The sequence below is a fragment of the Bradyrhizobium sp. WYCCWR15520 genome (assembly GCF_056174665.1).
Genome location: NZ_JBWBWM010000033.1, coordinates 43,877 through 67,130 on the forward strand (window position 1 = coordinate 43,877; position 23,254 = coordinate 67,130).

18 protein-coding genes and 1 pseudogene are annotated in these 23,254 nt (G+C 62.1%); 11 read left to right on the forward strand and 8 right to left on the reverse strand.

Annotated features, from left to right (window positions below):
- Positions 1–42: 42 nt before the first annotated feature.
- Complete coding sequence (locus tag AC0QUY_RS31410) at positions 43–849, reverse strand: MBL fold metallo-hydrolase (protein ID WP_475390100.1); 807 nt, start codon at positions 847–849, stop codon at positions 43–45.
- A 265-nt stretch (positions 850–1,114) separates the two neighbouring features.
- Here AC0QUY_RS31410 and AC0QUY_RS31415 point away from each other — a divergent pair.
- Positions 1,115–1,616, forward strand: a pseudogene (locus AC0QUY_RS31415) (adenylate/guanylate cyclase domain-containing protein); the annotation flags it as partial.
- 516 nt (positions 1,617–2,132) lie between these two features.
- On the opposite strand, the gene ggt reads toward AC0QUY_RS31415, so the two are convergent.
- Together ggt and AC0QUY_RS31425 are read right to left on the reverse strand one after the other, a co-directional pair.
- Positions 2,133–3,755 carry a gamma-glutamyltransferase gene (ggt, locus tag AC0QUY_RS31420; RefSeq protein WP_475390101.1) on the reverse strand — a complete coding sequence of 541 codons (1,623 nt, stop codon included), beginning with the start codon at positions 3,753–3,755 and terminating at the stop codon, positions 2,133–2,135.
- A gap of 43 nt (positions 3,756–3,798) precedes the next feature.
- Positions 3,799–5,775: a primary-amine oxidase gene (locus tag AC0QUY_RS31425; protein ID WP_475390102.1), complete on the reverse strand. Its 1,977-nt coding sequence runs from the start codon at positions 5,773–5,775 to the stop codon at positions 3,799–3,801.
- Positions 5,776–5,918: 143 nt separating this feature from the next.
- On the opposite strand from AC0QUY_RS31425, the gene AC0QUY_RS31430 reads away from it, so the two are divergent.
- Complete coding sequence (locus tag AC0QUY_RS31430) at positions 5,919–6,857, forward strand: helix-turn-helix domain-containing protein (RefSeq protein WP_475390103.1); 939 nt, start codon at positions 5,919–5,921, stop codon at positions 6,855–6,857.
- Here AC0QUY_RS31430 and AC0QUY_RS31435 read toward each other — a convergent pair.
- The 5 genes from AC0QUY_RS31435 to AC0QUY_RS31455 all read right to left on the reverse strand — a co-directional run bounded on the left by AC0QUY_RS31435 (position 6,854) and on the right by AC0QUY_RS31455 (position 12,424).
- Complete coding sequence (locus AC0QUY_RS31435; RefSeq protein ID WP_475390134.1) at positions 6,854–7,870, reverse strand: NAD-dependent epimerase; 1,017 nt, start codon at positions 7,868–7,870, stop codon at positions 6,854–6,856. The genes AC0QUY_RS31430 and AC0QUY_RS31435 overlap by 4 nt on opposite strands.
- A 51-nt stretch (positions 7,871–7,921) precedes the next feature.
- Positions 7,922–9,241, reverse strand: a complete 1,320-nt coding sequence (locus AC0QUY_RS31440; RefSeq protein WP_475390104.1) for a UDP-glucose dehydrogenase family protein — start codon at positions 9,239–9,241, stop codon at positions 7,922–7,924.
- 67 nt (positions 9,242–9,308) lie between these two features.
- On the reverse strand, positions 9,309–10,097 hold the full coding sequence (locus AC0QUY_RS31445; RefSeq protein WP_475390105.1) for an FkbM family methyltransferase: 789 nt from the start codon (positions 10,095–10,097) through the stop codon (positions 9,309–9,311).
- 87 nt (positions 10,098–10,184) lie between these two features.
- The gene (locus AC0QUY_RS31450) at positions 10,185–11,618 is read right to left on the reverse strand and encodes a mannose-1-phosphate guanylyltransferase/mannose-6-phosphate isomerase (protein WP_475390135.1); all 1,434 of its coding nucleotides are present in this window, start codon (positions 11,616–11,618) and stop codon (positions 10,185–10,187) included.
- Between the two features lie 41 nt (positions 11,619–11,659).
- Positions 11,660–12,424, reverse strand: coding sequence for a sugar transferase (locus AC0QUY_RS31455; RefSeq protein ID WP_475390106.1), 765 nt, complete (start codon positions 12,422–12,424; stop codon positions 11,660–11,662).
- A 453-nt stretch (positions 12,425–12,877) separates the two neighbouring features.
- Between AC0QUY_RS31455 and AC0QUY_RS31460 the strand changes: the two genes are divergently transcribed.
- The 9 genes from AC0QUY_RS31460 to AC0QUY_RS31500 all read left to right on the forward strand — a co-directional run bounded on the left by AC0QUY_RS31460 (position 12,878) and on the right by AC0QUY_RS31500 (position 23,252).
- Positions 12,878–13,105, forward strand: a complete 228-nt coding sequence (locus AC0QUY_RS31460) for a hypothetical protein (RefSeq protein ID WP_475390107.1) — start codon at positions 12,878–12,880, stop codon at positions 13,103–13,105.
- A gap of 166 nt (positions 13,106–13,271) precedes the next feature.
- Positions 13,272–13,904 carry a metallophosphoesterase gene (locus tag AC0QUY_RS31465; RefSeq protein ID WP_475390108.1) on the forward strand — a complete coding sequence of 211 codons (633 nt, stop codon included), beginning with the start codon at positions 13,272–13,274 and terminating at the stop codon, positions 13,902–13,904.
- Positions 13,905–14,033: 129 nt separating this feature from the next.
- On the forward strand, positions 14,034–14,618 hold the full coding sequence (locus tag AC0QUY_RS31470; RefSeq protein ID WP_475390109.1) for a polysaccharide biosynthesis/export family protein: 585 nt from the start codon (positions 14,034–14,036) through the stop codon (positions 14,616–14,618).
- Between the two features lie 396 nt (positions 14,619–15,014).
- Complete coding sequence (locus AC0QUY_RS31475; RefSeq protein WP_475390110.1) at positions 15,015–16,337, forward strand: outer membrane beta-barrel protein; 1,323 nt, start codon at positions 15,015–15,017, stop codon at positions 16,335–16,337.
- Positions 16,318–18,630, forward strand: coding sequence for an AAA family ATPase (locus tag AC0QUY_RS31480; protein ID WP_475390111.1), 2,313 nt, complete (start codon positions 16,318–16,320; stop codon positions 18,628–18,630). The genes AC0QUY_RS31475 and AC0QUY_RS31480 overlap by 20 nt, the downstream gene beginning before the upstream one ends.
- 41 nt (positions 18,631–18,671) lie before the next feature.
- Positions 18,672–20,024: a VpsF family polysaccharide biosynthesis protein gene (locus AC0QUY_RS31485; RefSeq protein WP_475390112.1), complete on the forward strand. Its 1,353-nt coding sequence runs from the start codon at positions 18,672–18,674 to the stop codon at positions 20,022–20,024.
- Between the two features lie 18 nt (positions 20,025–20,042).
- A complete protein-coding gene (locus tag AC0QUY_RS31490) occupies positions 20,043–21,116 on the forward strand; it encodes a glycosyltransferase (RefSeq protein WP_475390113.1) in 1,074 nt (357 codons plus the stop codon).
- Positions 21,109–22,206 carry an acyltransferase family protein gene (locus tag AC0QUY_RS31495; RefSeq protein WP_475390114.1) on the forward strand — a complete coding sequence of 366 codons (1,098 nt, stop codon included), beginning with the start codon at positions 21,109–21,111 and terminating at the stop codon, positions 22,204–22,206. Before AC0QUY_RS31490 ends, AC0QUY_RS31495 begins: the two co-directional genes overlap by 8 nt.
- Positions 22,203–23,252 carry an acyltransferase family protein gene (locus AC0QUY_RS31500; RefSeq protein WP_475390115.1) on the forward strand — a complete coding sequence of 350 codons (1,050 nt, stop codon included), beginning with the start codon at positions 22,203–22,205 and terminating at the stop codon, positions 23,250–23,252. The genes AC0QUY_RS31495 and AC0QUY_RS31500 overlap by 4 nt, the downstream gene beginning before the upstream one ends.
- Positions 23,253–23,254 lie beyond the last annotated feature (2 nt).

Sequence of the window (23,254 nt, forward strand, 5' to 3'; positions counted from 1 at the left end):
GACCGGAGGAGAAGCCATAAGGATGGGATTGACCGGCCGTTTTCAGCCGGAGATCGCTGCGACATACCGCTGGACGGACATTTCGAACACAGCCTTGGCGTTGCCTTCGATGTTGCGGCCCCACCACGCACCATAGATGCGATCGAACGCCAGCGGCTCGACCGCTCGCGCGATCCGGCGTACCGCTGTGGCGTTGAGCGGAATGTAGTTCGGATAGCTGTACATGAAGCTGAGAGAGCGGCGGTCCATCGCCACCATCGCGACATCGCCGGTTAGCAGCGCGCCCTTCCCTTGCGCGCCCGCGCGCCAGTGCAGGATCGTGCCGCCTGCAAAATGTCCACCGGTCCGCACCAGCAGGATGTCGTCCGAAATCCGATGGCTGTCGCCGGTCCATGGCACGATGGCGGAATGCGGCCGCGTAACGAAGGCGCGATCGTCGCCATGCAGATAAATCGGCACGCCGCCAAACGCCTCGCTCCAGTCAGCGACCGCGCCATAGTAATGCGGATGCGAAACGGCAATCGCCTTCAGGCCACCGAGCGAACGGACGTATCCGATGGCTTCCCCTGTAGCCAGCGGCACGCAATCCCACATCAGGCAGCCATCGGCCTCGCGCACCAGCAGCGCGCGCTGCCCGATCGCGAAACCCGGCTGCATGCTGATGCCGGGAATGCCGAGATCGTCACGCCAGACGAGCTTGTAACGTTTCGCCAATTTCTCGCGGGTGATCCACATCTGGCCCTTCCAGTTTACATACTGCCGATCGTCCTCACAGACTGGGCACGCGGCCGGCGGCTCAGCGGTTTCGGGAAACTGGGCGCCACATTGTTCGCAGGTCCATAGCGGCATCGGCGTCACTCCTGTCCGGAGGAGTGGTAGCGCAGAATGGGAGGGCCGGCCAACGACCAGCCATGGATGGCTGCTAATACTGATCGCCGCCCCATCGCTGCCAGGCCCGAACCGCCGGGCGGATCTTAACGTTGTGGGAAGTTTGGGTATTGCGGCTTGGATAGACGGCGGATAGGCTTCCCTTGAGCCGACCGGATTGTGATCGTCCCGGTTGTCCTAGCCTGGGAGCAATTGGCTGCGACCGTTTTGAGCGGGATACCACCTCATGAGGCGCAAGATCGCCGCAATTCTGGTAGCCCACATCGCCGACTACGGCAGGTTGGTCGCCGATGACGAAGAAGAGACGCTGCGGCGAATGGCGTCCTATCGATCCACCACCGACGATCTCATTGCGATAGCTGGCGGCCGCATCTTCAATGCCGCGGGCGATGCATTTCTTGCCGAATTCCCCAGTGCCGTCGAAGCGGTACGCTGCGCCATCGATATCCAGGAAAGTTTGCGCACGCGGAACCTCGCTTATCCAGACAGCCGGCAGATGAGCTACCGCGTCGGCATTGGCATCGGAGACGTGGTTGAGCGCGAGGGCGATCTGCTCGGCGATGGCGTCAATATCGCCGCACGCCTGGAAGGACTGGCCGAAGCTGGCGGCATCTGTATTTCACGCGCGGTGTACGAACAGGTGACCAACAAGCTGTCCGCGCGATTTGTCGACATCGGCGCACGGAAAGTGAAGAATATTCCGGAGCCGGTTCACGCCTACCTTGTGGTGACGTGGGACGATGGCCATACTTTTGGGAAGCCGCAGGTGACCGCCACGCCGGCAAGCGCAAGATCGACCAAGAAATGGCTTTCGGTCGCAGTCATCGGCGCCATCGCGCTATGTACTGCGGCTCTTGCCGTCTTTCATGCAACCCAGAGGCCCGACGGCAAGGCTTCATCGAATTCAACTGCTGCCGTAACACCGCCGCCGGCGCCGACGACCCCACCACCGGCGGCGGCTCCGCCTCCGGCATCGTCAGCGCCCATCCCAACCATCCGTCGCGCCAGTTCAGCTACAAACGAGCCGGATGCCACGAAGCGTTCCCTTCAATCCTGCCAGAGTCTTGCGGCTCAACGCGGTTGGGGAAACAATGAAACGCCCGGAAAGACAGCCTTTATCGCCGCATGCATGAAGGGCGATCTTAATTGAGATCGAAGCCTGCGTTCGCGTTCCGTCCAATGGCTGTGCCCGATCTCGCTAGGTAGCCGGGCGCTTTCTGACAGAGCGGGCGTTCATCTCTGATCTAATACCCGATCGCCGCACCATCGCTGCGCGGATCAGAGCCGCCGCTCAGCATGCCGTTTCGCTGATCGATCGTGACGCCGTGCGCATGACCGGCCATTTCGTTCCAGGCATGCCATCGATTGATCGCGTGGCCGCGTCGCGCGAGCGCGTCGATTGTCCCTTCGGGAAAGCGGCCCTCGATATGCAGGGTGTCGCGCGCCTCGCCGAGCGCGAAGCGGCCGGAAAGGAACCGCGGCGTCTCGATCGCTTCCTGGATGTCGAGACCGAAATCGATCATGGCCGCATAGAGCTGCAGCTGGACTTGCGGCTGGCCGTCCGCGCCCATGCAGCCGAGCACGCTCCAGAGCTTGCCGTCGCGCTTGGCCATCGAGGCAATCAGCGTGTGCAGCGGGATCTTGCCGGGTTCGAGGCGATTGGGGTGGTTGCGATCCAGCGAGAAATACGCGCCGCGATTTTGCAGGATGACGCCGGTCTTTCCCGCAACCACGCAGGCCCCGAATGCGCCATAGAGGCTTTGAATTAGCGATGCCGCATTGCCGTGGCGATCGACGGCGGCGATATAGACGGTATCGCCGGACAGGCTGCCGAAGGACGGCACCAGGTCCCATCTCAATGCCGAGCGCCCGTCGATTAGCCGGCCGCGCAGGTGCGCGTATTCCTTCGATATCAGCCGCTCGACAGGCACCTCGGCAAAGGAGGGATCGGCAAGCACCTGATCGCGGTCGTGATAGGCGATCTGCTTGGCCTGCACCAGGAGATGCACGTGATCGGGCCCAAGGAAATCCTTTCGGTGCAGTTCGTACGGCTCGACGAGGTTGAGCATTTCGAGCACGGTAAAACCCTGCGTCGGCGGCGGCGTGTTGAAGATGGTGACGTCGCGGTAGCGGCCAACCAGCGGCGCACCCCAGACGGCTTTTTGCCGACTGAAATCGGCAGACCGAAACAGGCCACCTTTCTCTTCCGAAAAGCGCGCCATCTCCGCGGCAACCGATCCGCTGTAAAAGCCTTGCCAGCCATGTTCAGCGATCGATTGAAGCGTGCGGGCAAGGTTTGCATTGGTGAGCTTCGTCCCCGGCGGCGCGGCCGCGCCTTGCGGAAAGAACAGCGCGGCGGCTTCGCAATCACCCAGCAGATCATCGCGCATCATCTCGATGAAGCTGGCGAGGCGGCCGGTGACCGGAAAACCATCGCCAGCATAGCCGATGGCGCTCTCGAGCACGCGCCGGAGCGGCAATCGCCCATAGACCTCATGCGCCTCGGTCCAGCTCGCCACCGCGCCCGGCACCGTCAGCGTCGCGGGTACGACTCCCCGCAGCGGGATTTCCTGCAATCCCCGTCGCTCGATTGACGAAAGCGCAGCCTCCGCTGCCGCCTTGCCACCCCCGTTGAGATAACGAATCTCGCCGCTGGCGCCATCGTGGATGAGCCAGAACGCGTCGCCACCAAGACCGGTCATGTGCGGGGAGACCACCGCGAGCACCGCGCTGGCCGCAATTGCGGCATCGATCGCAGAACCACCGGCGCGAAGCACGTCAAGGCCGGCCGCAGAGGCGAGCGAATGCGGCGACGTCACCATGCCGTTTGACGCCAGCGTGACGGGTCGGCCGGTCCGAATATCCAAATTCAAGCTCCTGCTTGGTGAAATGAAGCGAACTCGCGGACTGTCAGCCGCAGCACGAATCCTTGTCTCTATTGTCGCGGCTGGCGCTATTGCGATCCGGCGGCAGGTCCATCGCCGGATTCTCGGCAAAGAAGCCGTTCGGCTTCAAGGTGAAGCCGACATATTCGACCGGCATCACCGGGAAATCCTCCGGCCTGCAGACATGCGTCGCGCCAAAGGAGTGCCAGACCACGATGTCCTCGTTTTCGATGGCGCGGTTCTGGGCAATATATTTCGGCAGACCGTCGCCGCCGGCATGCTGGTTTGGGAATTCACCGCTCGCGTAGCGCTCGTCGGGCGCGTAACGGGTCACCCAGACATGCTTGGTGGCAAAACCACCGCGCGAGGTCATGTAGCAGCCCTCCTGCGCCAGCATCGCCGGCGCGCTGTGCGCTACGAGCTTATACGCGGTCGGGCCACCGACGCTGTTCTTCTTGTTGGGATTGGCGATCTTCCAGTAGCGCCCGGTCCGGCCGTCAGCCTCGCGGGCCGCGTCGCGCTCGCGCGAGAGCGTCCGGGCGGTGACGTCAAATACGTTGCCGTAGGGATTATCCGTGCCCCATGGCCGCGGGCGAAATTCGTGTTCGGTGACGGTGTTGCCGTCACCGTCGAGCATCATGTGCAGGCGGGCATTGAAGAAGTGCTGGTGGGTCGGGCCGCCGAGATTCTCGGCGACCATGCCGCCCCACGGGTAGTCCTTGCCCGAGGCGATCGCCGCGGTCTGGATGATGCCCGTCAGCTTGACTTCGAGCTGGATGGTGCCGTCCTGATAAAAATACCAGAAGAAGCCGTAGTCGTAATTTCCCACGGTCGTGAAGAAGGAGATGACGAGGCGGCGCGATCGGCGGACCTCAAAGGTCTCGTTGCGGAATTCGTAATGCTTCCAGAGGATCCCGTAATCCTCCTCATGCAGGCAGATCGCATTCTTCATAACGCTGGGCTTGCCGTAGTCGTCGGCAACCGGCACATCGAAATAGTGGATGTGGCCGAGGCAATCGCAGCCGAGTTCGAGCGCATTGGCGAGCTTGCCCAGCCCATACTCGCCGGCATCGAAGGCGCATTTCCAGAAATGGTTCGCGGTCGGATCGGCATAAGGCACGATCATGTCGGTAACGCTCGCGCGATAGATGATCGGCCGCTCCCGCCCGCCATCGCGGAAGGCGATCTGATGCAGTACGAGGCCTTCGCGCGCGGTCCACCCGACGCGGAACGACCAGTTCTGCCAACTGACCTTCCAGCCATCGATCGTAAAGCTCGGGCCCTCCTTCTGCACGACGTCCAGCGGCTTGACGTCCTTTCGCGTTTGCGGGATCGACGCCCGGTCGTAGTTGCGCGACTTCTTCGGGATCGGAATGATGTCGGGTTCGTCGACCAGATGGACGATCCTGTTCTCGATCAGGTCGACCAGCGCCACCACGCCTTCGATCGGATGGGCGTAGCCATTGTCCTTGAGATCCCTGCGCCAATAAGAGACGGCGCTGACGAGACGTCGGCCCTTCTCCACCTCGCGGTCAAAATAGCCGGCCGAGAACGGATCGACCTGAACCAGCTCGATGTCCTCATCCTTCAGGCCGCGCCGCTGCATCGCCCGGCGCCAGTCCGCGTCGGCCTTGACGATGTCGCCGACCTTGAACACTTCCTCGATGGTGATCGGCGGCTGGCCATAAGGATGGGCCCTGGTCGAATATTCGCGCCACGCCGTTACGGACTTTGATTCAAGGTCCACCGTGGCGACATGCGTCGCGCCGGTCTTGCAGTCGAACAGGGTGGCGGCGGCCCGCCGTGGCAGCCCGGCCGCCGGTTTCCATCCGAGAACGTCTGATTTGGCCGGCTCCTCGAGTTGCACATGGGTAAATCGCGCATCCGGGCCGAGCTTCTTGACCCGTTGCAATATGTCTGACGCCAGCGCGACCTCGGCCTCGCTGAGGGGATCGAGCGGATGAACGGCGTCTGCCAGGGCGGAAGGTTTTGTACGTGCCATATCGGACCGAATGTATGGGGTTCGGATGCAGGCTAGGCCACTCCGCTCCGGGCGTCTTGAATGAGCCTGCCACCTCTGGCCCTTGCCAGACCCACCGCTCATGGGCGACGCTGCGGCGCCACACAGGGAAACCAGCCCGCGCGATGCCGATCAGCGTCTCCACCGACCCGATCCGTCCGACCGAACGGACGGCCTATTGGACCGAAGCGATCTGCCGGTCGTTCGCCCATGTCGAGACCAGGCCGCTCGGCTCCGCCGTGGTCAGCGGCCATTTCGAATTCGTCGAGATCGGCGGAGCGAAGCTCGTCCGTTTCGACAGCAGCCCGCAATGCTACACCCGCGATGCCAGGCTGGTGAGCCGGGCCGGCTCGGACGAATTCATGTTCGACTTTCAGCGGCGCGGCCGAAGCTCGATGGTGCAGGCCGGAAACGAGGGCACCATCGATCCCGGATACGGCGTGCTCTACGATGCGCGGCGCCCGTTCGAGGATCGGCTGTTCGGCTCCGAACAGCGCGTGGAGCTGCTGATCGCGACCGTCCCCGCCGCCTCGCTGTTGCGGTCTGTCCCCAGGGCGGAGCGGTTCTGCGCCAGGCCGGTGCCGTTATCCGGGACGGTGGCACGTTCGATTGCCGCGCTGTTTCGCGACGCGATCTCCTTATCCGATGCGCCGGCGCGACAGAAGGAGCCCGATATCGTTGCCTATCTGTCGGCCCTGCTCCGTCTCGCCGCCGGCGCCAGCCATGAGCTGTCCCGGCCCGACCTGTTCGGCCTGATCGATACCTATCTGAGAGCCAATATCGCCGCCATCCGGCCGGTGCCGGCGCTCGCCGCCGAGTTCGGCGTTTCCGAGCGGACGTTTCATCGCATCTTCGCCGACCGCGAGACCACGTTCGAACGGCATGTGCTTCATCTGCGCGCCGAACTGTTTCGGGACCTCTTGCGGCAGGCTTCGCTGACCACCGTTCCGATCGCGCGGCTTGCGCATCAATGCGGCTTCGCCGATGCCGCCCATGCCACGCGCACGTTCAAGGACCGATTTGGCACGACACCACGGGACTTTCGCGCAAACGCGGCCGGCTAGGCCGCGCAATAGCCGCGATACCAGGCCGCGAACTTCTGGATGCCATCCTCGATCGGGGTCGAGGGGCGAAAGCCGACGTCACGCACGAGATCATCGACATCGGCATAGGTCGTCGGCACGTCGCCCGGTTGCATCGGCAGCAATTCCTTTTTGGCCTTGCGCCCAAGCTCCTGCTCGAGGACATCGAGCACATGCAGCAACTGCTGCGGCTTGTTGTTGCCGACATTGTAGATGCGCCAGGGAGCGGCGCTCGATCCCGGGTCCAGGGCGCCGCCGAGGCTTAGCTGCCCGCCTTGCGGCGCGCGATCGATCAGGCGAACGAGCGCTTCCGTCACGTCATCGATGTAGGTGAAGTCGCGAAGCATCCGACCGCCATTGAACAACTTGACGGGGTCGCCGCGGACGATCGCGTCCGCGAACACGAACAGCGCCATGTCGGGCCGATACCACGGGCCGTATACGGTGAAGAATCGCAAGCCGGTGCACGGGATGCGGTAGAGATGGCTGTAGGAATGGGCCATCAACTCGTTGGCCTTCTTGCTCGCGGCATAGAGGCTGATCGGGTGATCGACGTTGTCATGCACCGAGAACGGCAGCTTCCTGTTGGCGCCGTAGACGGATGACGAGGACGCGAACAGCAGATGACGGCAGCCATTGTGCCGGCATCCCTCCAGAACGTTCGCGAAGCCGACCAGATTGGCGTCGACATAGGCGTGCGGATCTCTCAGCGAGTATCGCACGCCTGCCTGCGCAGCCAGATGGATGACGACGGGAAACCGATGGCGCGCGAACAGCGCCGGTATCGCGACGCGATCCGCCACATCAAGCTCTTCGAACTGAAAGCGCGGATCGTTGCGGAGGATAGCGAGCCGGGCCGCCTTCAGTTGCGGATCGTAATATGAATTGAGGTTGTCGATCCCGACCACGCGGTGGCCGAACTGCAATAGCCGTTGCGCCACGTGGAATCCGATAAATCCCGCGCTCCCCGTTACCAGAATTGCCTGATCCGCAATCATCATATGCGTGTATCCTTAGTCAGCCGATGTCATGACGGCTCGTGTCCTTCAGTAGGCCACCGATTTCGGCCGCCCCACGCCGCAATACAGAAAGCCGTTCCGCTCCACTTCCTCCGGAGAGTAGATGTTGCGCAGATCGACGATGACGGGACAGGCCATGATGGCAGCCAACTCCCTGAAGTCCAGCGCCCGGAACTGCTCCCATTCCGTGACAATGACGAGCGCGTGACACCCCTTTGCGCAGCGATAGGTGCTATCGCAGAAAGTGACGTTCTCGAACACCTTCTTCGCCTGCTCCATGCCGACCGGATCGAATACCCGCACCTCGGCGCCCATGTCCTGCAGCGCGGTAATCAGCGGAATCGACGGCGCGTCGCGCATGTCGTCGGTCTCGGGCTTGAAGGTGACGCCAAGCACCGCAATGGATTTGCCGCGGATGTTGCCGCCGAACGCGTTGGCGACCTTGCGGGCCATCGCCCGCTTGCGCTGGTCGTTGACAGCGACCACCGTTTCCACGATCCGCAGCGGCGATTCGTTGTCCTGGCCGGTCTTGATCAGCGCCATCGCGTCCTTTGGAAAGCAGGAGCCGCCGAAGCCCGGCCCGGCGTGCAGGAATTTCTGGCCGATCCGGTTGTCGAGACCGATCCCGCGAGCGACTTCCTGCACATTGGCGCCGACCTTCTCGGCAAGGTCCGCGATCTCGTTGATGAAGGCGATCTTGGTGGCGAGGAAGGAGTTGGCGGCGTATTTAGTCAGCTCCGCGGTGCGGCGATCGGTATAGAGAATCGGGGAAGCGTTAAGGTGGAGCGGCCGGTACACCTCGGTCATCACGCTGCGGGCGCGCGCATCGTCCGTTCCGATGACAATCCGGTCGGGGTGCTTGAAGTCGCGGATCGCCGCCCCCTCACGCAGGAATTCGGGATTGGAGACGACGGCAACGGTGGCGGTCGGATTCTCTTCGCGGATGATACGCTCGACCTCGTCGCCCGTTCCAACCGGAACCGTCGATTTGGTGACCACCACCGCCCGATCGGGAAGCGCGCCCGCAATCTCGCGCGCTGCCGTGTAGACATAGGACAAATCGGCATGGCCGTCGCCGCGGCGCGACGGCGTGCCGACCGCGATGAACACCACTTCCGCCTTGTTGACGGCAGACTTCAGATCGCTCGCGAACGACAGGCGGCCCTGGGCGACATTTCGCGCCACCAGTTCGGCAAGTCCCGGCTCGTGAATTGGCATCTCTCCGTTGTTGAGGCTTGCTACTTTTTCCGCGTTGCTATCGATGCAGACGACTTGATGCCCAAAATCGGAAAAACAGGCGCCTGACACCAGCCCGACGTAGCCGGCGCCAATCATTGCTATATGCATTATGGATCCTGTGTTACGCCGCGCGCGGCCCAACCGCGCGGACGGGAATGAGCGATGAAACGACGAGCTAGCTGCTCAATATCGATTCACCGTCGAGATGGCGGGGAAAGAAAAAGAAGTTGTTGACGTAGAACTGACCGTCCTTGCGACCGCCATCCGGTCGTAAGGCATCGGCATCCTGGAGCGTTCCCGGATCGAACGCCTCGACGTCAATCACCTCGTTGTCCTTCAGGAAGAACCCCCGATAGGATTTGCTGCGGAAGAATTCGAACACCGAGCGCGTCGCCGCGGCACGGTGGCGGTCTTCCGCCTCTACCAGAAATACCGGCTGGCAACGCTCCAAAAGTTCGACAGCGCCATTGAGGACGTTCAACTCATGGCCTTCGACGTCGATTTTCACGAACGCCACATCCTGACTAATCACCGCGTCGAGCCGCGCGATCGGCACATGCGCGGAGACCATTCTGGCCGATGGCTCGGCCCGCGCTTCCAGAGAGGCAAGGCCATAGACCAGGCCGTCTTCGCCTTGCGGGATGAACAATTCAGCGTCGCCGTCATGATCCGACAGTGCGATCTCGTGGACGCTGACGTTCCGCGCCGAGGTCCGGCGCAGCAACCTCGCCATCTGCTGCGAAGGCTCGAAGGCATGGACCTGCCGGGAAAGGCGCGCCAGCCGCCGCGTGTAGAGGCCGCAGTTCGCGCCCACGTCGACCGTCACCGCGCCATCGGGAATGACCTTGTCGAGATAGGACAGTTCGCGCTCCGCCGATTTGGGACGCTTCATGAAATGCCACTGCAGCCATATCGACGGAAACGCGTCCTTCACCAGCTCTTTCACTTGCTGTTTTGCACTCATGGCCGCCTCCTTTGGTGTCGCGCGCATAGCCCTTGCTGCGGCGTGCGCCGTCCCCGATGCGGATGCTGCCACTCATCCGGCCGCGCCTCAGACGCGATCATAGATATCCTGCACGCGAACGATGTCGTCCTCGCCGAGATAGGTGCCCGACTGGACCTCGATCAGGTTGAGCGGAACCTTTCCGGGATTTTCCAGGCGATGCATGCACCCCAGGGGAACGAAGATCGACTCGTTCTCGCGCAGCAAGATTTCTTCGTCGTCGCGCGTGACGATCGCGGTACCGTTCACCACGACCCAGTGTTCGGCGCGGTGATAATGTTTTTGCAGCGACAGCTTGGCGCCAGGATTGACGGTGATGCGCTTGACCTGAAACCGCTCGCCGGCGTGGATCGACTGATAGTAGCCCCAAGGACGATGGACGCTGTGGGTCTGGGTTGCCGAACGATGACCGTTTGCCTTCAGGCGCTCGACCAATTTCCCGACATCCTGATCGCGCTTGCGGCTGGTCACCAGCACCACATCGGGTGAGGTGGCAATGACGAGGTCTTCGACCCCGAGCGCTGCGACCAGTTGTCCGTCGCCCCGGACGTAGCAACCCGACGCATCCTCCACGACCGCGTCACCGATGACGACGTTGCCTGATTGATCCTTGTCGGCCATTGACCACAGAGCTGACCAGCTCCCGACATCGCTCCAGTCGAACGTGGCGGGAACGACCACTGCGTTGTCGGTCTTTTCCATGATCGCATAGTCGATCGAGATCGCTGGGCACGCCTCGAAGGCACGCTCGTCGAGGCGGAGAAAATCGAGGTCCCGGGTGGCGCCTGTCAAGGCCTTGCGGCAGGCGGCGAGAACTTCCGGCGCGCGATGCGCCAATTCGTCGATGAACTGGCGCGCCGGCAGCAGAAATATCCCGCTATTCCAGACATGCTCGTCGCACGCCAATAGGCGCTCGACCGTCACCAGATCCGGCTTCTCGACGAAGCCGGCGACGCTACGAATGGGAGACGCGGCATCCAGCTCATCGCCCATCCGGATATAGCCGAACCCGGTCGCCGCCGATGAAGGCCGAACGCCGAACAGGACGAAGCGGCCATAGCGCGCGGCGGTAATACCCGTCGAGATGGCAGCGCGGAACGCGGCGTGGTCGCGCACCCAGTGGTCGACCGGCATCGCCAGTATCACGGCGTCGGGGTCGGATTCGCTGGCGAGCAATGCCGCAATCGCCACGGCGGGCGCGGTGTTTCTGCCGAACGGTTCGAGCACGATGGATGGACGATCGACCCCGACCGCGCGCAACTGCTCGCCGATCGCGAAGCGATGCTCGGCGTTGGCGATCACCATCGGATCGGCAAACAGCGCACGATCCTCGACCCGCAGCGCCGTTTGCTGCAGCAGGGTGTTTTCGCCGAGCAGCGAGAGCAATTGCTTCGGGTAGGTTTCGCGGGAGAGCGGCCATAGCCGCGAGCCGGCGCCACCTGACAGGAGAACGGGTACGATACGGCCGCGCGGCTCGATCATCGCCATTGCATGGTCCTTCGATGTTCTTGAGTGACGGGTGGTCAGAATCCGCTTCCCGACAGGAATTCCTTGCGGATCGTACGGATGATGATCATGACGTCCATGCGCAGCGACCACCTCTCGATGTAATCGAGATCGTAATCGATCCGCGAAACCGCGGGACCGAATTCGGCCGTGCTTCCCCTGCAGCCGCTGACCTGCGCGAGCCCGGTAATGCCCGGCCGCGCGGTGTGCCGCTGAAAATAATAGGGCACGAGGTCTTCGTAAGGCAGATCCGCCGCCAGCATTCCTGGCACGTGCGGCCGCGGCCCGACCAGCGACATGTCGCCCTTGAGCACGTTGATGAGTTGCGGAATCTCGTCGAGGCTGGTCTTGCGCAGAATTCTTCCGACCGGCGTCACGCGCGCGTCGCCCTGTACCGTCTGCCTGACGCCACGCACGTCGCCGGCATCGTTGCGCATCGTGCGGAACTTGTAGATCTTGAAGCGACGGTTGCGATAGCCATAGCGGTACTGAAAGAACAGCACCGGCCCCGGCGACGTCGCCTTGATCGCCACTGCAATCGCGAGCAGGAGCGGCGCGAAGAACAGCAATGCGCCGCTTGCCGCAGCAATATCGAAGATGCGCTTTGCGATCGAGGACGACGGTTCTATTCGCGCGCGCTTTCGCGAACGCCGGCGGGCTCGATACGCGCCATGCGTACTGCCGCCGGCAAATTCGACAGGACGGACCGATATCTGCGTTCGCTCTCTTCGAATCGGCGTGACGTTATTCCGATCGAAGCTGGCTGTCACAATGGAGGCCATGCGTCTCCTTTCTGCTGGAACCGGACGGTGATCGAGTACATCGCGTTTGCTCGACAACGAGCGCGACGATCTCGCAGCAGCGAATGTTTCTCTTCGCGGTCGCTAACACTTTCCAGAATCTTGAACGAAATTGGGCGAGAACGCGAAAGCGCTCCGCGAACGCGCGGAACTGAATCGTTAATGAAGTTTGTGCGACGCGATATTCCGGTTTGTTCGGAGACGCTTAGTGTCGGTTTGCCTGGTTAATGACCTGCGCGTCGTTTGACGCTGCTATGCATAATCAAAAATCTCGGAACAAATTCCATTCTCCGATTCTCGACATTCAATCGAACAAACTCGCGATTACTGCGCGGGCAACAAATCGCGGCCACGTCGTTGTTTTGAACGAGATTGTTCATCGAAAGCTGAAGCGATCGGCCACAGCCTGTCGAAAGACAGTGATTGAGGCGCAGGATGGTCGCCACGCTTCGGGAGGAAACAGAGACGGCAGCGATTCGCGAGCCGTCCACTTCACGGAACCGTTCCGGGGAGGCGCCCATGATGGCCGAACGTCTGCATAGCCGCGGGCTGGTGCAACACGACAGACTGTTGCCTGACCGCAAGCTCAGAAACCGAATCATTATCGGGAACACGATTGCGTGGGTGACGATCGCCATTCTTGTTCGTCTGATCTTCTTCTAGAAGCGTCGACGCATTTGAGTCGTGGATTGACCGTCGCCCGGTTCCATGATCGACATCTTGCATCATGCACCGACCATTCGCGGCACCTTCGCGCTCTGTAACCGCTTCAGCGCCAGCCGGCACGCGCATCTATGCGGTCGGCGACGTCCACGGCCGAGCCGATCTATTGAGCGAGATCACGGCACGAATCGACGACGACATTAGGCGCAGGCCGATCGCACATACGATTGAGGTCTATCTCGGCGACTACATCGATCGCGGACCGGACTCCAGCACGGTGCTCGATTTGCTTGCGGTGCGCCTCGTTGCCAATCGTGCGGTGTGTCTGCGGGGCAACCACGAAGCTGTGATGGAAGGATTCCTTCAGGACCCGGCGATCCTGCCGTACTGGCTGCAATTGGGCGGCATGCAAACGCTTGTATCTTACGGCATCGAGTTGCGCGACGAGAACGAGACAGCCTTCAACTTACATCGCCACTTTGTTGACGCGTTTCCTCGTGAACACGAATTGGTGATGCGATGTTTACGCAATCAGTTCAGTTGCGGCGATTTCTTGTTCGTGCACGCCGGCATTCGCCCTGATGTCCCGATCGAGCATCAGGATCCCAATGACCTAATTTGGATTCGTGATGAGTTCCTCGACTCGACGCAGCGTCACGAAAGATTTGTCGTGCATGGTCATACACCGGTGCCGCATCCGGATATCAGGCCCAACCGAATCAACATCGACACTGCTGCATGGCGCACGGGAACTCTGACCTGCATTGCAATCGAAGGATCGACGATCCTGTTCTTGTGATCGCCGAACACTCTAATGATGTGAAGCACGCGTTCACCAAATCGAGCGGAACTCTCGCCTTCACATTCTTTCGCCGTTTTTGCTTCCATATGATCCGCAGCTGTTACGTGCATTCATGGAGATGCAGCCATGCAGCAACGGTCGTTCAGCGCCGGCCTGACGCTTCCCTTTCTCTTCGTCCTTGCGATCGCCGGCTTCAGTGCCGGTCTTTCGTTTCAAGCTTCAGCACAAACGTCATCGTCGTCATCGTCTGCGGACGGTTACGTTCTCGGTCCGAACGACCGAATCAGACTCAAGGTGTACGGGGAACCCGACATCACCGGCGAGTATGAAATCAGCAACAGCGGTCAGGTTTCGATTCCGCTCGCCGGCCATATCAAGGCTGCGGGCGCGACGACGCGGCAGCTCGAAAAGTCGATCGCGTCCGCACTGGCAAGGGGAATCGTGCGTGATCCCCGCGTCAACGTCGAGATCGCGCAATACCGCCCGTATTACATTCTCGGCGAGGTGAAGAAGAGCGGCGAATACCCGTACCGCAACGGATTGACGGTCATGGATGCCGTCGCGAGCGCCGGCGGATTCACGTATCGCGCCAACGAAAACAAGGTCTTTCTACGCCGCGCAGGCGCTGGTGCAGAAGAGACTTATCCTCTTGACGCTCCCGTTCCGGTCTATCCGGGCGACAACATCCGAATTCCGGAGCGCTACTTCTAGCCATCCACGGAACTGCAGATGAGGTGAATGCCGCTCGCGAGCGGATGACAGCGTTCGTGTTGCGCTGTCATCACAAAATTTTTTGCGATTGCGAAAAATTTTGCAGCGCGGGGAAACTTTTCCGGCAAGGCGCGTTGCAGGCGTGCGCATCACTTCAATCTCACAATCCAAAATCCTTGCGCCCGCGTACCGAGTATGAGGCCTGCCGTTTCTATGCGCAGTCGACGATCATTATTTGAGCGATGGGCCTCGCCCAATATGTGTTCGCCGCCTTCGCGCTCCCGCAAGGGATGGGTGATGGGATTCGAATCTGCATCGTTGAATGCGTCTAAAGAAAGCGGAGAGCGAGTCTGTTCGATACGCGTTCTCGATCTAAGCCGCTTCAGCCTCTTGCCCATGCCGGCGGCTGCCATCCTGCTGGGTCTTGGCTCGTCGGCGAATGCACAGGCCATTCCGTGGACCAGCGGGGAATTCGCTTCCCCGTGGAACTCGCAGAAAATCTTTGAGCCGTCGTCGCTGCCGGACAGGACCGACCCGGAAACCCGCGAAGAGATACCGCCCGAGGACATGCCGGTGAAGAAGCGACAACAGCCTGGCTATGAACCCGTCGGCATTCGCTCCGGCTCGTGGATGTTCAACCCGTCGCTGACCGCCGGCACTTTTTACGACAGCAACGTCTTTGCGTCGAACACCGCGCCGCGTTCCGATATTGCGGCCGTGATCGAGCCGACGCTGCGCGCGCACTCTTTATGGGGACGGCATGGCGTCGATCTGAAGCTGGATGCGCAGTCGACGGTCTATAACCAGTTTTCGAGCCTGAACCAGACCAACGCCAGCCTGAAGGGCAATGGCTGGCTGGACATCGCGAAAGACACGATGCTGCTGGGCAGCTTTCAGGTGGCGCATCTGAACGAAGGCGTCGGCACGCTCACTTCGCCCGCCAACGCGATATCGCCGACGCCGTACAATCTGATGTCGGGCGACGTCACCCTGCGCAAGGAGTTCAACCGGCTGACGACATCGGTCGGCTTCCGCACCGATTCCTACGACTACGGATCGACACGCGCGCAGGACGGCACCGTCATCAACCAGGACGCCCGCGACGGACAGATCTACGCGCTTCACAGCCGGATCGACTATGCCATCTCTTCCACCCTCGGCTGGTTCGGCGGCGTGGAAGGCAATCAGCGCGACATCAGGGGAACACCGGGCCATTCCCTGGACTCGCAAGGGTATCGCGCACTATCCGGCATCACGGTCGGCTTAAGCAACCTCGTGACCGGCGAATTCGGCGCCGGCTATGTCCAGCAGCGTTTTGACGATCCGTCGATTGGCACCATCGAAGGCCCCTCATACCGCGCGCGGTTGACGTGGCGGCCGACGCGCCTGCTCGATGTACACTTCAATGCCGAACAGCTCGTCACGCAGACTACCGATACCAGCGCCACCGGCGTGCTCGCGAATGCGGTTCAACTCGGCCTCGATTACGAACTGCGGCGTAACATCATCGTGTCGCTCGCCGGCGGCTACGAGAACGACAAGTTCTTCGGCCAGATCCGCAAGGACAACGTGATCACATCGGACACGCGCGTCAAATATCTCGTCAACCGCTTCGCCGCCGTTTCCGCCTACTACCGCTACACCAAGCGCGACAGCGACGTCCCCGTCTTCAGCTTCGACAAGCATCTGGTAGGTATGAATGTTACAGCGCAATTCTGACCTGCCCTATGTGATTCCCGACGAGCCTCCGGTCCGGCCGGCCGAAAGCTGGCAGTATCCGACCGTCGATTTGCGCGAGATGGGCCGGATCCTGCGCCGCCGCTACAAGATGGTGGCGCTGCCGGCCGCCGTCCTGCTCAGCCTGGCAGTGGTCTATCTGTTGTTCGCCACCACTCTATATACGGCTACCTCAACCGTGCTGGTCGATCCGCGCCGCGCCAATGTCGTCGAGACCAACCAGTCCGTGCTGTCGAACTTCGGCACCGACGACGCAACGATCGAAAGCCAGACGCTGCTGATCCAGTCGGTCGCCATCCTGACGCGCGTCGTCGGCAAGCTGAAGCTGACGGAAGACGAGGAATTCACGCCAAAGCCCGGCCTGCTCGATCCTATCAAGAGCCTGTTCCGCAGCAGCGGGCCGAGCGACGGCGCCAGCCCGGAGGACGCCGCCAAGTCGCGGTCGGTCGATATCCTTCAGAAGCGGATGAAAGTGACGCGGCAAGGCACCACCTTCCTCGTCGACATCGCCGTCAGTTCGCAATCGCCGCAAAAGGCCGCCACCATCGCCAACGCGATTGCTGATGCTTACTTCGACGAGCAGGTTCGCGCCAAATACGACGCCACGCGCATTGCGGCGACTTGGCTCAATGGACAGATCGATGATCTGAAGTCCAGAGTTGTCGCGTCCGAAAAGGCAGTCGAGGATTTTCGTTCTGCCAACAATCTGATGGTGTCGCAGGGCGTAACGCTCAACGACCAGCAGATCACCGACCTTAACGGAAAGCTGATCGCCGCCCGGGCGCAAACGGCAGAGGCGCGGGCAAAGTACGAGCAGGTCCAGGATATCGCGAAATCGGGCGGCGATCCTGGCGGCATCAACGCGGCGATTTCCTCGGAAATGATCACGAAGCTGCGGACCCAGTACGCCGATATCGCCAAGAACGAAGCCGATCTCTCAAGCAAGTACGGCGCGCGTCATCCTTCCGTCGCCAACGTCCGGGCACAGCGGCGCGATACGCAGCGGCTCATCAATGAGGAAATCAAGCGAATACTGGAGAGCACGAAGCACGACTATGACGTGGCGCGTTCGCGCGAAGCGTCGCTGCAGCAGAGTCTCGACCAGCTCCAGGGCGTCTCCACCTCTTCAGGTCAGGCCCAGGTGCGCTTGCGCGAACTGCAGCGCGAAGCCGAGGCCAACCGCACCCAGTATGAGTCCTATCTCGCACGCTCCAAGGAAACGACCGCGCAGGAGAGTCTGGAAATGCCGGATTCGCGGATCGTGACCAAGGCCAGCATTCCGATCAGGCCATCATCGCCCAAGACGATGCTGATCCTCGGCCTCGCAATGATGATCGGCCTTGGCGCCGGCAGCGTGCTGGCATTCCTCGCCGACTATCTCGACGACCGCGTGAAGACGCTCGAACGGGCCGAAGCCATTGCGGGTGTGCCGGCCCTTGCCGCGGTTCCGTTGATCGGCTCGCGCGAGCTCGCCGGTCTCGCCCGGCGCGGACGAAAAGAACTCGGCCGCTATGATCCGAAGACCACCAAGCTCCTGCCGGCGCCGCTGCAGCCGCCCTTGACGCGCTACGCGATCGACGAGCCCGGCACGTTCTTCGCGGAAGCGATCCGGGCCGTTCGCCTCGCGCTGCAACGGACGATGCGATCGCAGCCGGTGAAGGTCGTGCAGGTCACGTCCGCGCTCGACAGCGAGGGCAAGACCACGTTGGCCATCAACCTGGCGCAGTCGCTGGCCACGCTCGGCATCCGGACGCTTCTCATCGATGGCGACCTGCGCAATCCGCAAGTGACGCACGCGCTCTGTCCGCGCGCCGACGCCGGGCTTCTGGAGGTCGCGATCGGTCGCGTCGCGCCGGAGCATGCCGTGCTCGTCGACCAGAGCACGGGCCTTTCGATTCTGCCGTCGACCAAGATCCAGCAGGTCGAATACATCACGGAGCTGATGTTCTCGGACCGGATCGTCGATGTCCTCGATTACTTCCGCCACCGCTACGAATTGATCGTGATCGACTCGCCGCCGCTGGTGCCCCTGGTCGATGGCCGCGCGCTCGCCGAACTGGCCGATCGCATCATTGTGGCGCTGGCCTGGGATCAGACCCCCGGCGAAGTGCTGTCTCACGCCATGAACCTGCTGTCCCCGGTCAGCGATCGGATCATGGGAACGGTGTTGACCCGCGTCGATCTCAGCCGCCTGCAGTTCTACGACTATTACCGCAGCTCGGCCTATCTTAAGCCGTACGGCACCGCGGGCCTCCATGCCGGAGCGGCGCGGTGAGAATGCGAGGACCGTTAAACGGATCTGCAGGCGTCGCACAAATGCGCCGCCGCCCCCTTGTATTGGACGCGGTGCGGCCGGCTCATACACCTGGGCGCATCGCGAGTGCCGATGCGTTCATCGAACGGATCGCGACCGGCTTGATGCTGCTCGCCGTCGTGGCAACCTTCACGCTCTCGTCCTCCGTGCTGACCAATTGGAAGATTCATTATCTCACGGCGGGCGGAAATTTTTACGAAAAGCTGCATCCGGCGACCTATTTCACGGTGCTCGCCTTCTCGCTGCTGTTGATGCGCAGCCGCGGCCCGATCGGCGAGATCAACCGGATGTTTTCCGAATCGAAACTGCTGCTGGCGTACTTGCTGTGCTGGCTGCTTCTGCTGGTCCAGGTGATCGTGCTCGAACGCCCCTTCACGGTCATTATCGACACGTTCCTGCTGCCGATCCTGATCGCGATGGTGATGTGGCAATTGTCGCCCGCGCAACGGCGCCCGCTGGTTTGGGCCATTCACTTCACGATCCTGCTGAACGTCGTGCTTGGATATTATGAGTATTTCTCCGGCCATCGGCTGATCCCACTGACGCTCGGCGATGTCGTGGTGATGGGAGAATGGCGCTCCGCGGCGCTACTCGGCCATCCGCTCACCGCTTCCGGCATCGTCGGCGCCTACGTTCTGGCGCTGGTGCTTCGCCCGGCGATTTGTCCGCCGGTTCTGCTGCGGCTGCCCTTGATCGCATCCTGCCTGGCATCGCTGATGGCGTTTGGCGGCCGAACTTCGCTGGTTACGGTGCTCGCGGTCATCGGACTGATCGGCGGCTTCGAGGCGCTGCACCTGATACGGGGAAAGCGAATGCCGCTTCCCGCGGCCATTCTCGCCATCTGCGTGCTGTTTGCCGCCGGCGCCATTATCTTCGCGGCGCTCGACCTCGGCATTTTCGACAAGATGCTGCTGCGCTTCTCTTCCGACAAGGGCAGCACGCTGGCGCGCTACGCCACCTTCAGCCTGCTCTCGCATTTCGACTGGAATGAACTGATCCTCGGCCCCAACCCGGTCCGGGTGAACGCGCTGCAGTCGCAGCTCGGCCTCAACTATGGCATCGAGAACTTCTGGATTTCATCGGTCGTGCAGTTCGGCCTCATCCATACCACCCTGCTGACGATCGGACTGGTCTGTTTCTTCGTCGAATTGCTGCGCCGTTCGAGCGCCGCGGCATGGGCGATCATGCTGCTGATCGTCATCATCGCGGCGAGTTCAGTGAGCTTCTCGTCGAAGAACATTCAGCTCGCGCAGTTCGTGATCCTCGTTTCAGTCCTGCTGCCGCGCGAGCAGCGGCGCGTCGCCGCGCCCTCGCAAATTCGCCCGCACGTCACCTACCGGTCCGTTGCGGCATAACTTCGGGATTCTCTTCGCATGGCTATCTATATCGACAACACCCATCTCGGACGCCACGTCACCGGCCTCGAACGCATCACGCTGGAGCTGTTCTCCGCTAAAGCGCTTGCGCCGCTCGATGTCGTGCCGGTGACGGCGCAGGGGCTTCGCCAGATGCTGACAACGCAGACGCTGGGGTTGCCGATGCGGCTAGCTGCTTCGTCCTCCATCTTGCTCTGCCCCGGCTTTCCGCCCAGCCCGCTGCTGCGGCCGTTTGCCTCGCGGGTGCTGCCCTATATCCACGATGACTTCCTGATCACGCGGCGCGCTGAGCTGAATATGCGGGCGCGGCTTTACATGGCCGGCCCATTCAAGCTCGCCTTGCGCCACTACCCGCGCTTTCTGGCAAATTCCGGCGATACAAGGCGCAAGCTCGCCGCGCATTGCCGGTCCGACGCCGAGGTGACGCTCTATCGCCCTGCAGTGCGCAACGTATTTGGGCTCGACCCGGGGCAACGCGGCGAACGCAGCGCGCAAGCTCGACCGCTTCGGCTGATCGCGCTAGGTACGGTAGAGCCGCGCAAGAATTTTCCAGCGGCGGCGAAAATCCTCGAAGCCTTGCGGATGCAGGGATTTCCGGACGCCACGCTGGATATCGTCGGAAGGCCGGGATGGGGCAACGACGGGCAGGCGCTTGAGGAACAGCCGGGCGTGACGCTGCACGGATATCAGTCTGCCGAGCGGGTCAATCAACTGCTTGACGCCGCCGATCTCTTCATCTGCACGTCGCACGACGAAGGCCTGGGATTGCCGCTGCTGGAAGCGCAATATGCCGGTCTGCCGATCATCGCCCCCGATGCCGCCATCTTCCGCGAAGTGCTCGGCGAGTCCGGCATCTATATCGATACCGCCGATCCCGCTTCCGCCGCCGCGCGAATCGCGTCTGCTTTATCGAACGAGGATTGGCGCGCCCGGTACATGGCACAGGCGGTACGGAATCTCGCCCGCTGGAACGATCTGGCCCGCGGCGACCGGGAGAACGTCATCAGCCTGATAGCCCGCCTTGCTCACCACCAGGGAAACGCTGCTCCGGAGTACCGCCGCCTTGCATGACAGCAGCGCCACAAGGCACCAGGACGGGTTACGGATCATTGCGGCCGGCGCCGTGGTGATCCTTCACTATTCCGATTACTTCAAGGACGTGCCCGCCGGCCGCTTCATGGTCGCCCACACCTGGCATTTCAATCTGTTCGTCGATCTGTTCTTTGTGGTCTCCGGCTTTGTCATCGCGCGCCAGTATTTCGGGCGCGTCGACGATGCCGCATCGATCGGCCGCTTCCTCTGGCGCCGTCTCGCCCGCATCTATCCGCTGCATCTAGCCACGCTCGCCTTCTATGTGGCGCTTGCCGGCGCGCTTCATTTGGGCGCCGCGCGGACAGACAACCCCGCCCGCTACCCGCTTTCCGACCTGCCTGCACAATTCTTGCTGCTTCACGCCTTCATCGGCGAGCGTCTGACGTTCAACTTCCCGAGCTGGTCGCTCTCGGCGGAGATGTTCTGCTATCTGCTGTTCCCGGTCGTTGCACTGATCACCCAACGCCGCAACGAGGCGATCATTGCGCTCGTGGTCCTCACGGCCCTCGCCAACTCCCTTTGGGTGGCGGCCGCTGGGACGACGCCGTGGGCCGACTGGATCAACCAGGGCGGCGCCTTCCGGGCTCTGCCCGCCTTCAACCTCGGTGTGGCCTGCTATCTGTTTCGCGACCGGATCGGACGTTGGCCCATGATTCCTGGCGCGCTCGCTGCATCGCTGGCGGCGTTTATCGTGCTTGGCTCGTGGCTGCCGACGATGACCGCGCTGCTCGCCATCTATGCTATCGCGCTGCTCGCCGTTCAGGCGGACTGCGCCGGACGCGAGACGCAGCTGTCGCGGCTCGGCTTCGATCGCTGGTCGCCGCTGACCTATTCCTGCTACATGCTGCACATCCCGGTAGCGACCGTCGTCATCACCTTCGGATCGCGGCTGCTTTCCCTGTCGCCGCATGAACGACTCGTTCTGGCGCCGGTGGCGATCGTCGTTCTCGCCATCGCGAGTGTCGTGTCGCTGCGCACGTTCGAAGCGCCGCTGCGGCGATATCTGACCGAGGCATACGACCGCCGCGCCATCAGGCCCGCGGTGTCGCGGCAGGAGAGCGCACGATGACGGTCGTCGAGCGCCTGCCGGCAAACCCTGCATCCCTGAGCGTCCCGCATGCGCCGGCCAAAGCCCGCGACGGCGTCGTCGACACCATGCGCGGCATCGCCATTTTGATGGTGATCGGAATTCATTCGCTGCCGCAGCCGCTCGACGCGGCCTGGGCAAAATCCCTCGACGCGGCGCTGCGGCCCTGCGTGCCGGTGTTCCTGTTCGCGTCCGGTTATCTCACCGCGCTCTCCGGCCGCGTGCCGCTCGCGAAGCGGCTGAGGGCGGCCCTGATCCCCTACGCGATCGCGTTCGTCGCCGCGTATGCCTACATGGCGCTGCACAACCCGGCGATGGACCATCGCATCAGCACGACGCTGGCCCGGTTCGGACTGGGATACGTATTCGTCTACTATTACGTCTTCGTCTATGTCTGCTGTACAATCGGCCTGTGGCTCGTCTTTGCGGCCGGCGGGGACGGACACGCTTCAAGGCAACGCATCGCGACGCTGCTGATACTCTCGATCAGCTGCGGATTGGTGGCCGGCAGCTATCTCGACCCGACCATGTCACGGCTCGGCGCCTCGGAGGCATTGCTCGACGAGCTCCGCATGCGCGACATTCCGTTCTGGTTCTCGTTCGTCGCGCTCGGCGCGCTGACCGCGATGTTTGCAGACCTGACTGCTCAGGGCGTGCGCCGTACGTTGTTTGGCGCCATGCTGGCGGCCTACGTACTTTATGCCGCCGTGCGCATTCTCAACCTTGGCGACGCCGCCACTTACGATTCGATCGCCTTCTTCCTCTATGCGGCCCTGTTCTGCGTTGCGCTGTTTGCCATTCAGCCGAAATCTCCGCTGCTCGGGTGGATCGGCTCAGTCAGCTACTTCATCTATCTCTGGCATATCTTCGTCGTCATGGCGCTGCGCGATCACACAGCGCTGCGCCAGCTCGACGGCGTCGCCGGCTTTGCCGTTACCTGTGGCGTGACCGCACTCGTTTCGATCGCCGCGCTGCTCGCTGTCAGGCAACTGGCCCCACCCCGAATCTGCCGCTGGTTGGGGGCTTAAGA

Coding starts and splice junctions, on each gene's coding strand:
- AC0QUY_RS31410 (WP_475390100.1), bottom strand. CDS start 849: ATGCCGCTATGGACCTGCGAACAATGTGGCGCCCAGTTTCCCGAAACC.
- AC0QUY_RS31425 (WP_475390102.1), bottom strand. CDS start 5,775: ATGGCACGTACAAAACCTTCCGCCCTGGCAGACGCCGTTCATCCGCTC.
- AC0QUY_RS31430 (WP_475390103.1), top strand. CDS start 5,919: ATGCCGATCAGCGTCTCCACCGACCCGATCCGTCCGACCGAACGGACG.
- AC0QUY_RS31440 (WP_475390104.1), bottom strand. CDS start 9,241: ATGCATATAGCAATGATTGGCGCCGGCTACGTCGGGCTGGTGTCAGGC.
- AC0QUY_RS31445 (WP_475390105.1), bottom strand. CDS start 10,097: ATGAGTGCAAAACAGCAAGTGAAAGAGCTGGTGAAGGACGCGTTTCCG.
- AC0QUY_RS31450 (WP_475390135.1), bottom strand. CDS start 11,618: ATGATCGAGCCGCGCGGCCGTATCGTACCCGTTCTCCTGTCAGGTGGC.
- AC0QUY_RS31455 (WP_475390106.1), bottom strand. CDS start 12,424: ATGGCCTCCATTGTGACAGCCAGCTTCGATCGGAATAACGTCACGCCG.
- AC0QUY_RS31460 (WP_475390107.1), top strand. CDS start 12,878: ATGGTCGCCACGCTTCGGGAGGAAACAGAGACGGCAGCGATTCGCGAG.
- AC0QUY_RS31470 (WP_475390109.1), top strand. CDS start 14,034: ATGCAGCAACGGTCGTTCAGCGCCGGCCTGACGCTTCCCTTTCTCTTC.
- AC0QUY_RS31475 (WP_475390110.1), top strand. CDS start 15,015: ATGCCGGCGGCTGCCATCCTGCTGGGTCTTGGCTCGTCGGCGAATGCA.
- AC0QUY_RS31480 (WP_475390111.1), top strand. CDS start 16,318: ATGTTACAGCGCAATTCTGACCTGCCCTATGTGATTCCCGACGAGCCT.
- AC0QUY_RS31485 (WP_475390112.1), top strand. CDS start 18,672: ATGCGCCGCCGCCCCCTTGTATTGGACGCGGTGCGGCCGGCTCATACA.
- AC0QUY_RS31490 (WP_475390113.1), top strand. CDS start 20,043: ATGGCTATCTATATCGACAACACCCATCTCGGACGCCACGTCACCGGC.
- AC0QUY_RS31500 (WP_475390115.1), top strand. CDS start 22,203: ATGACGGTCGTCGAGCGCCTGCCGGCAAACCCTGCATCCCTGAGCGTC.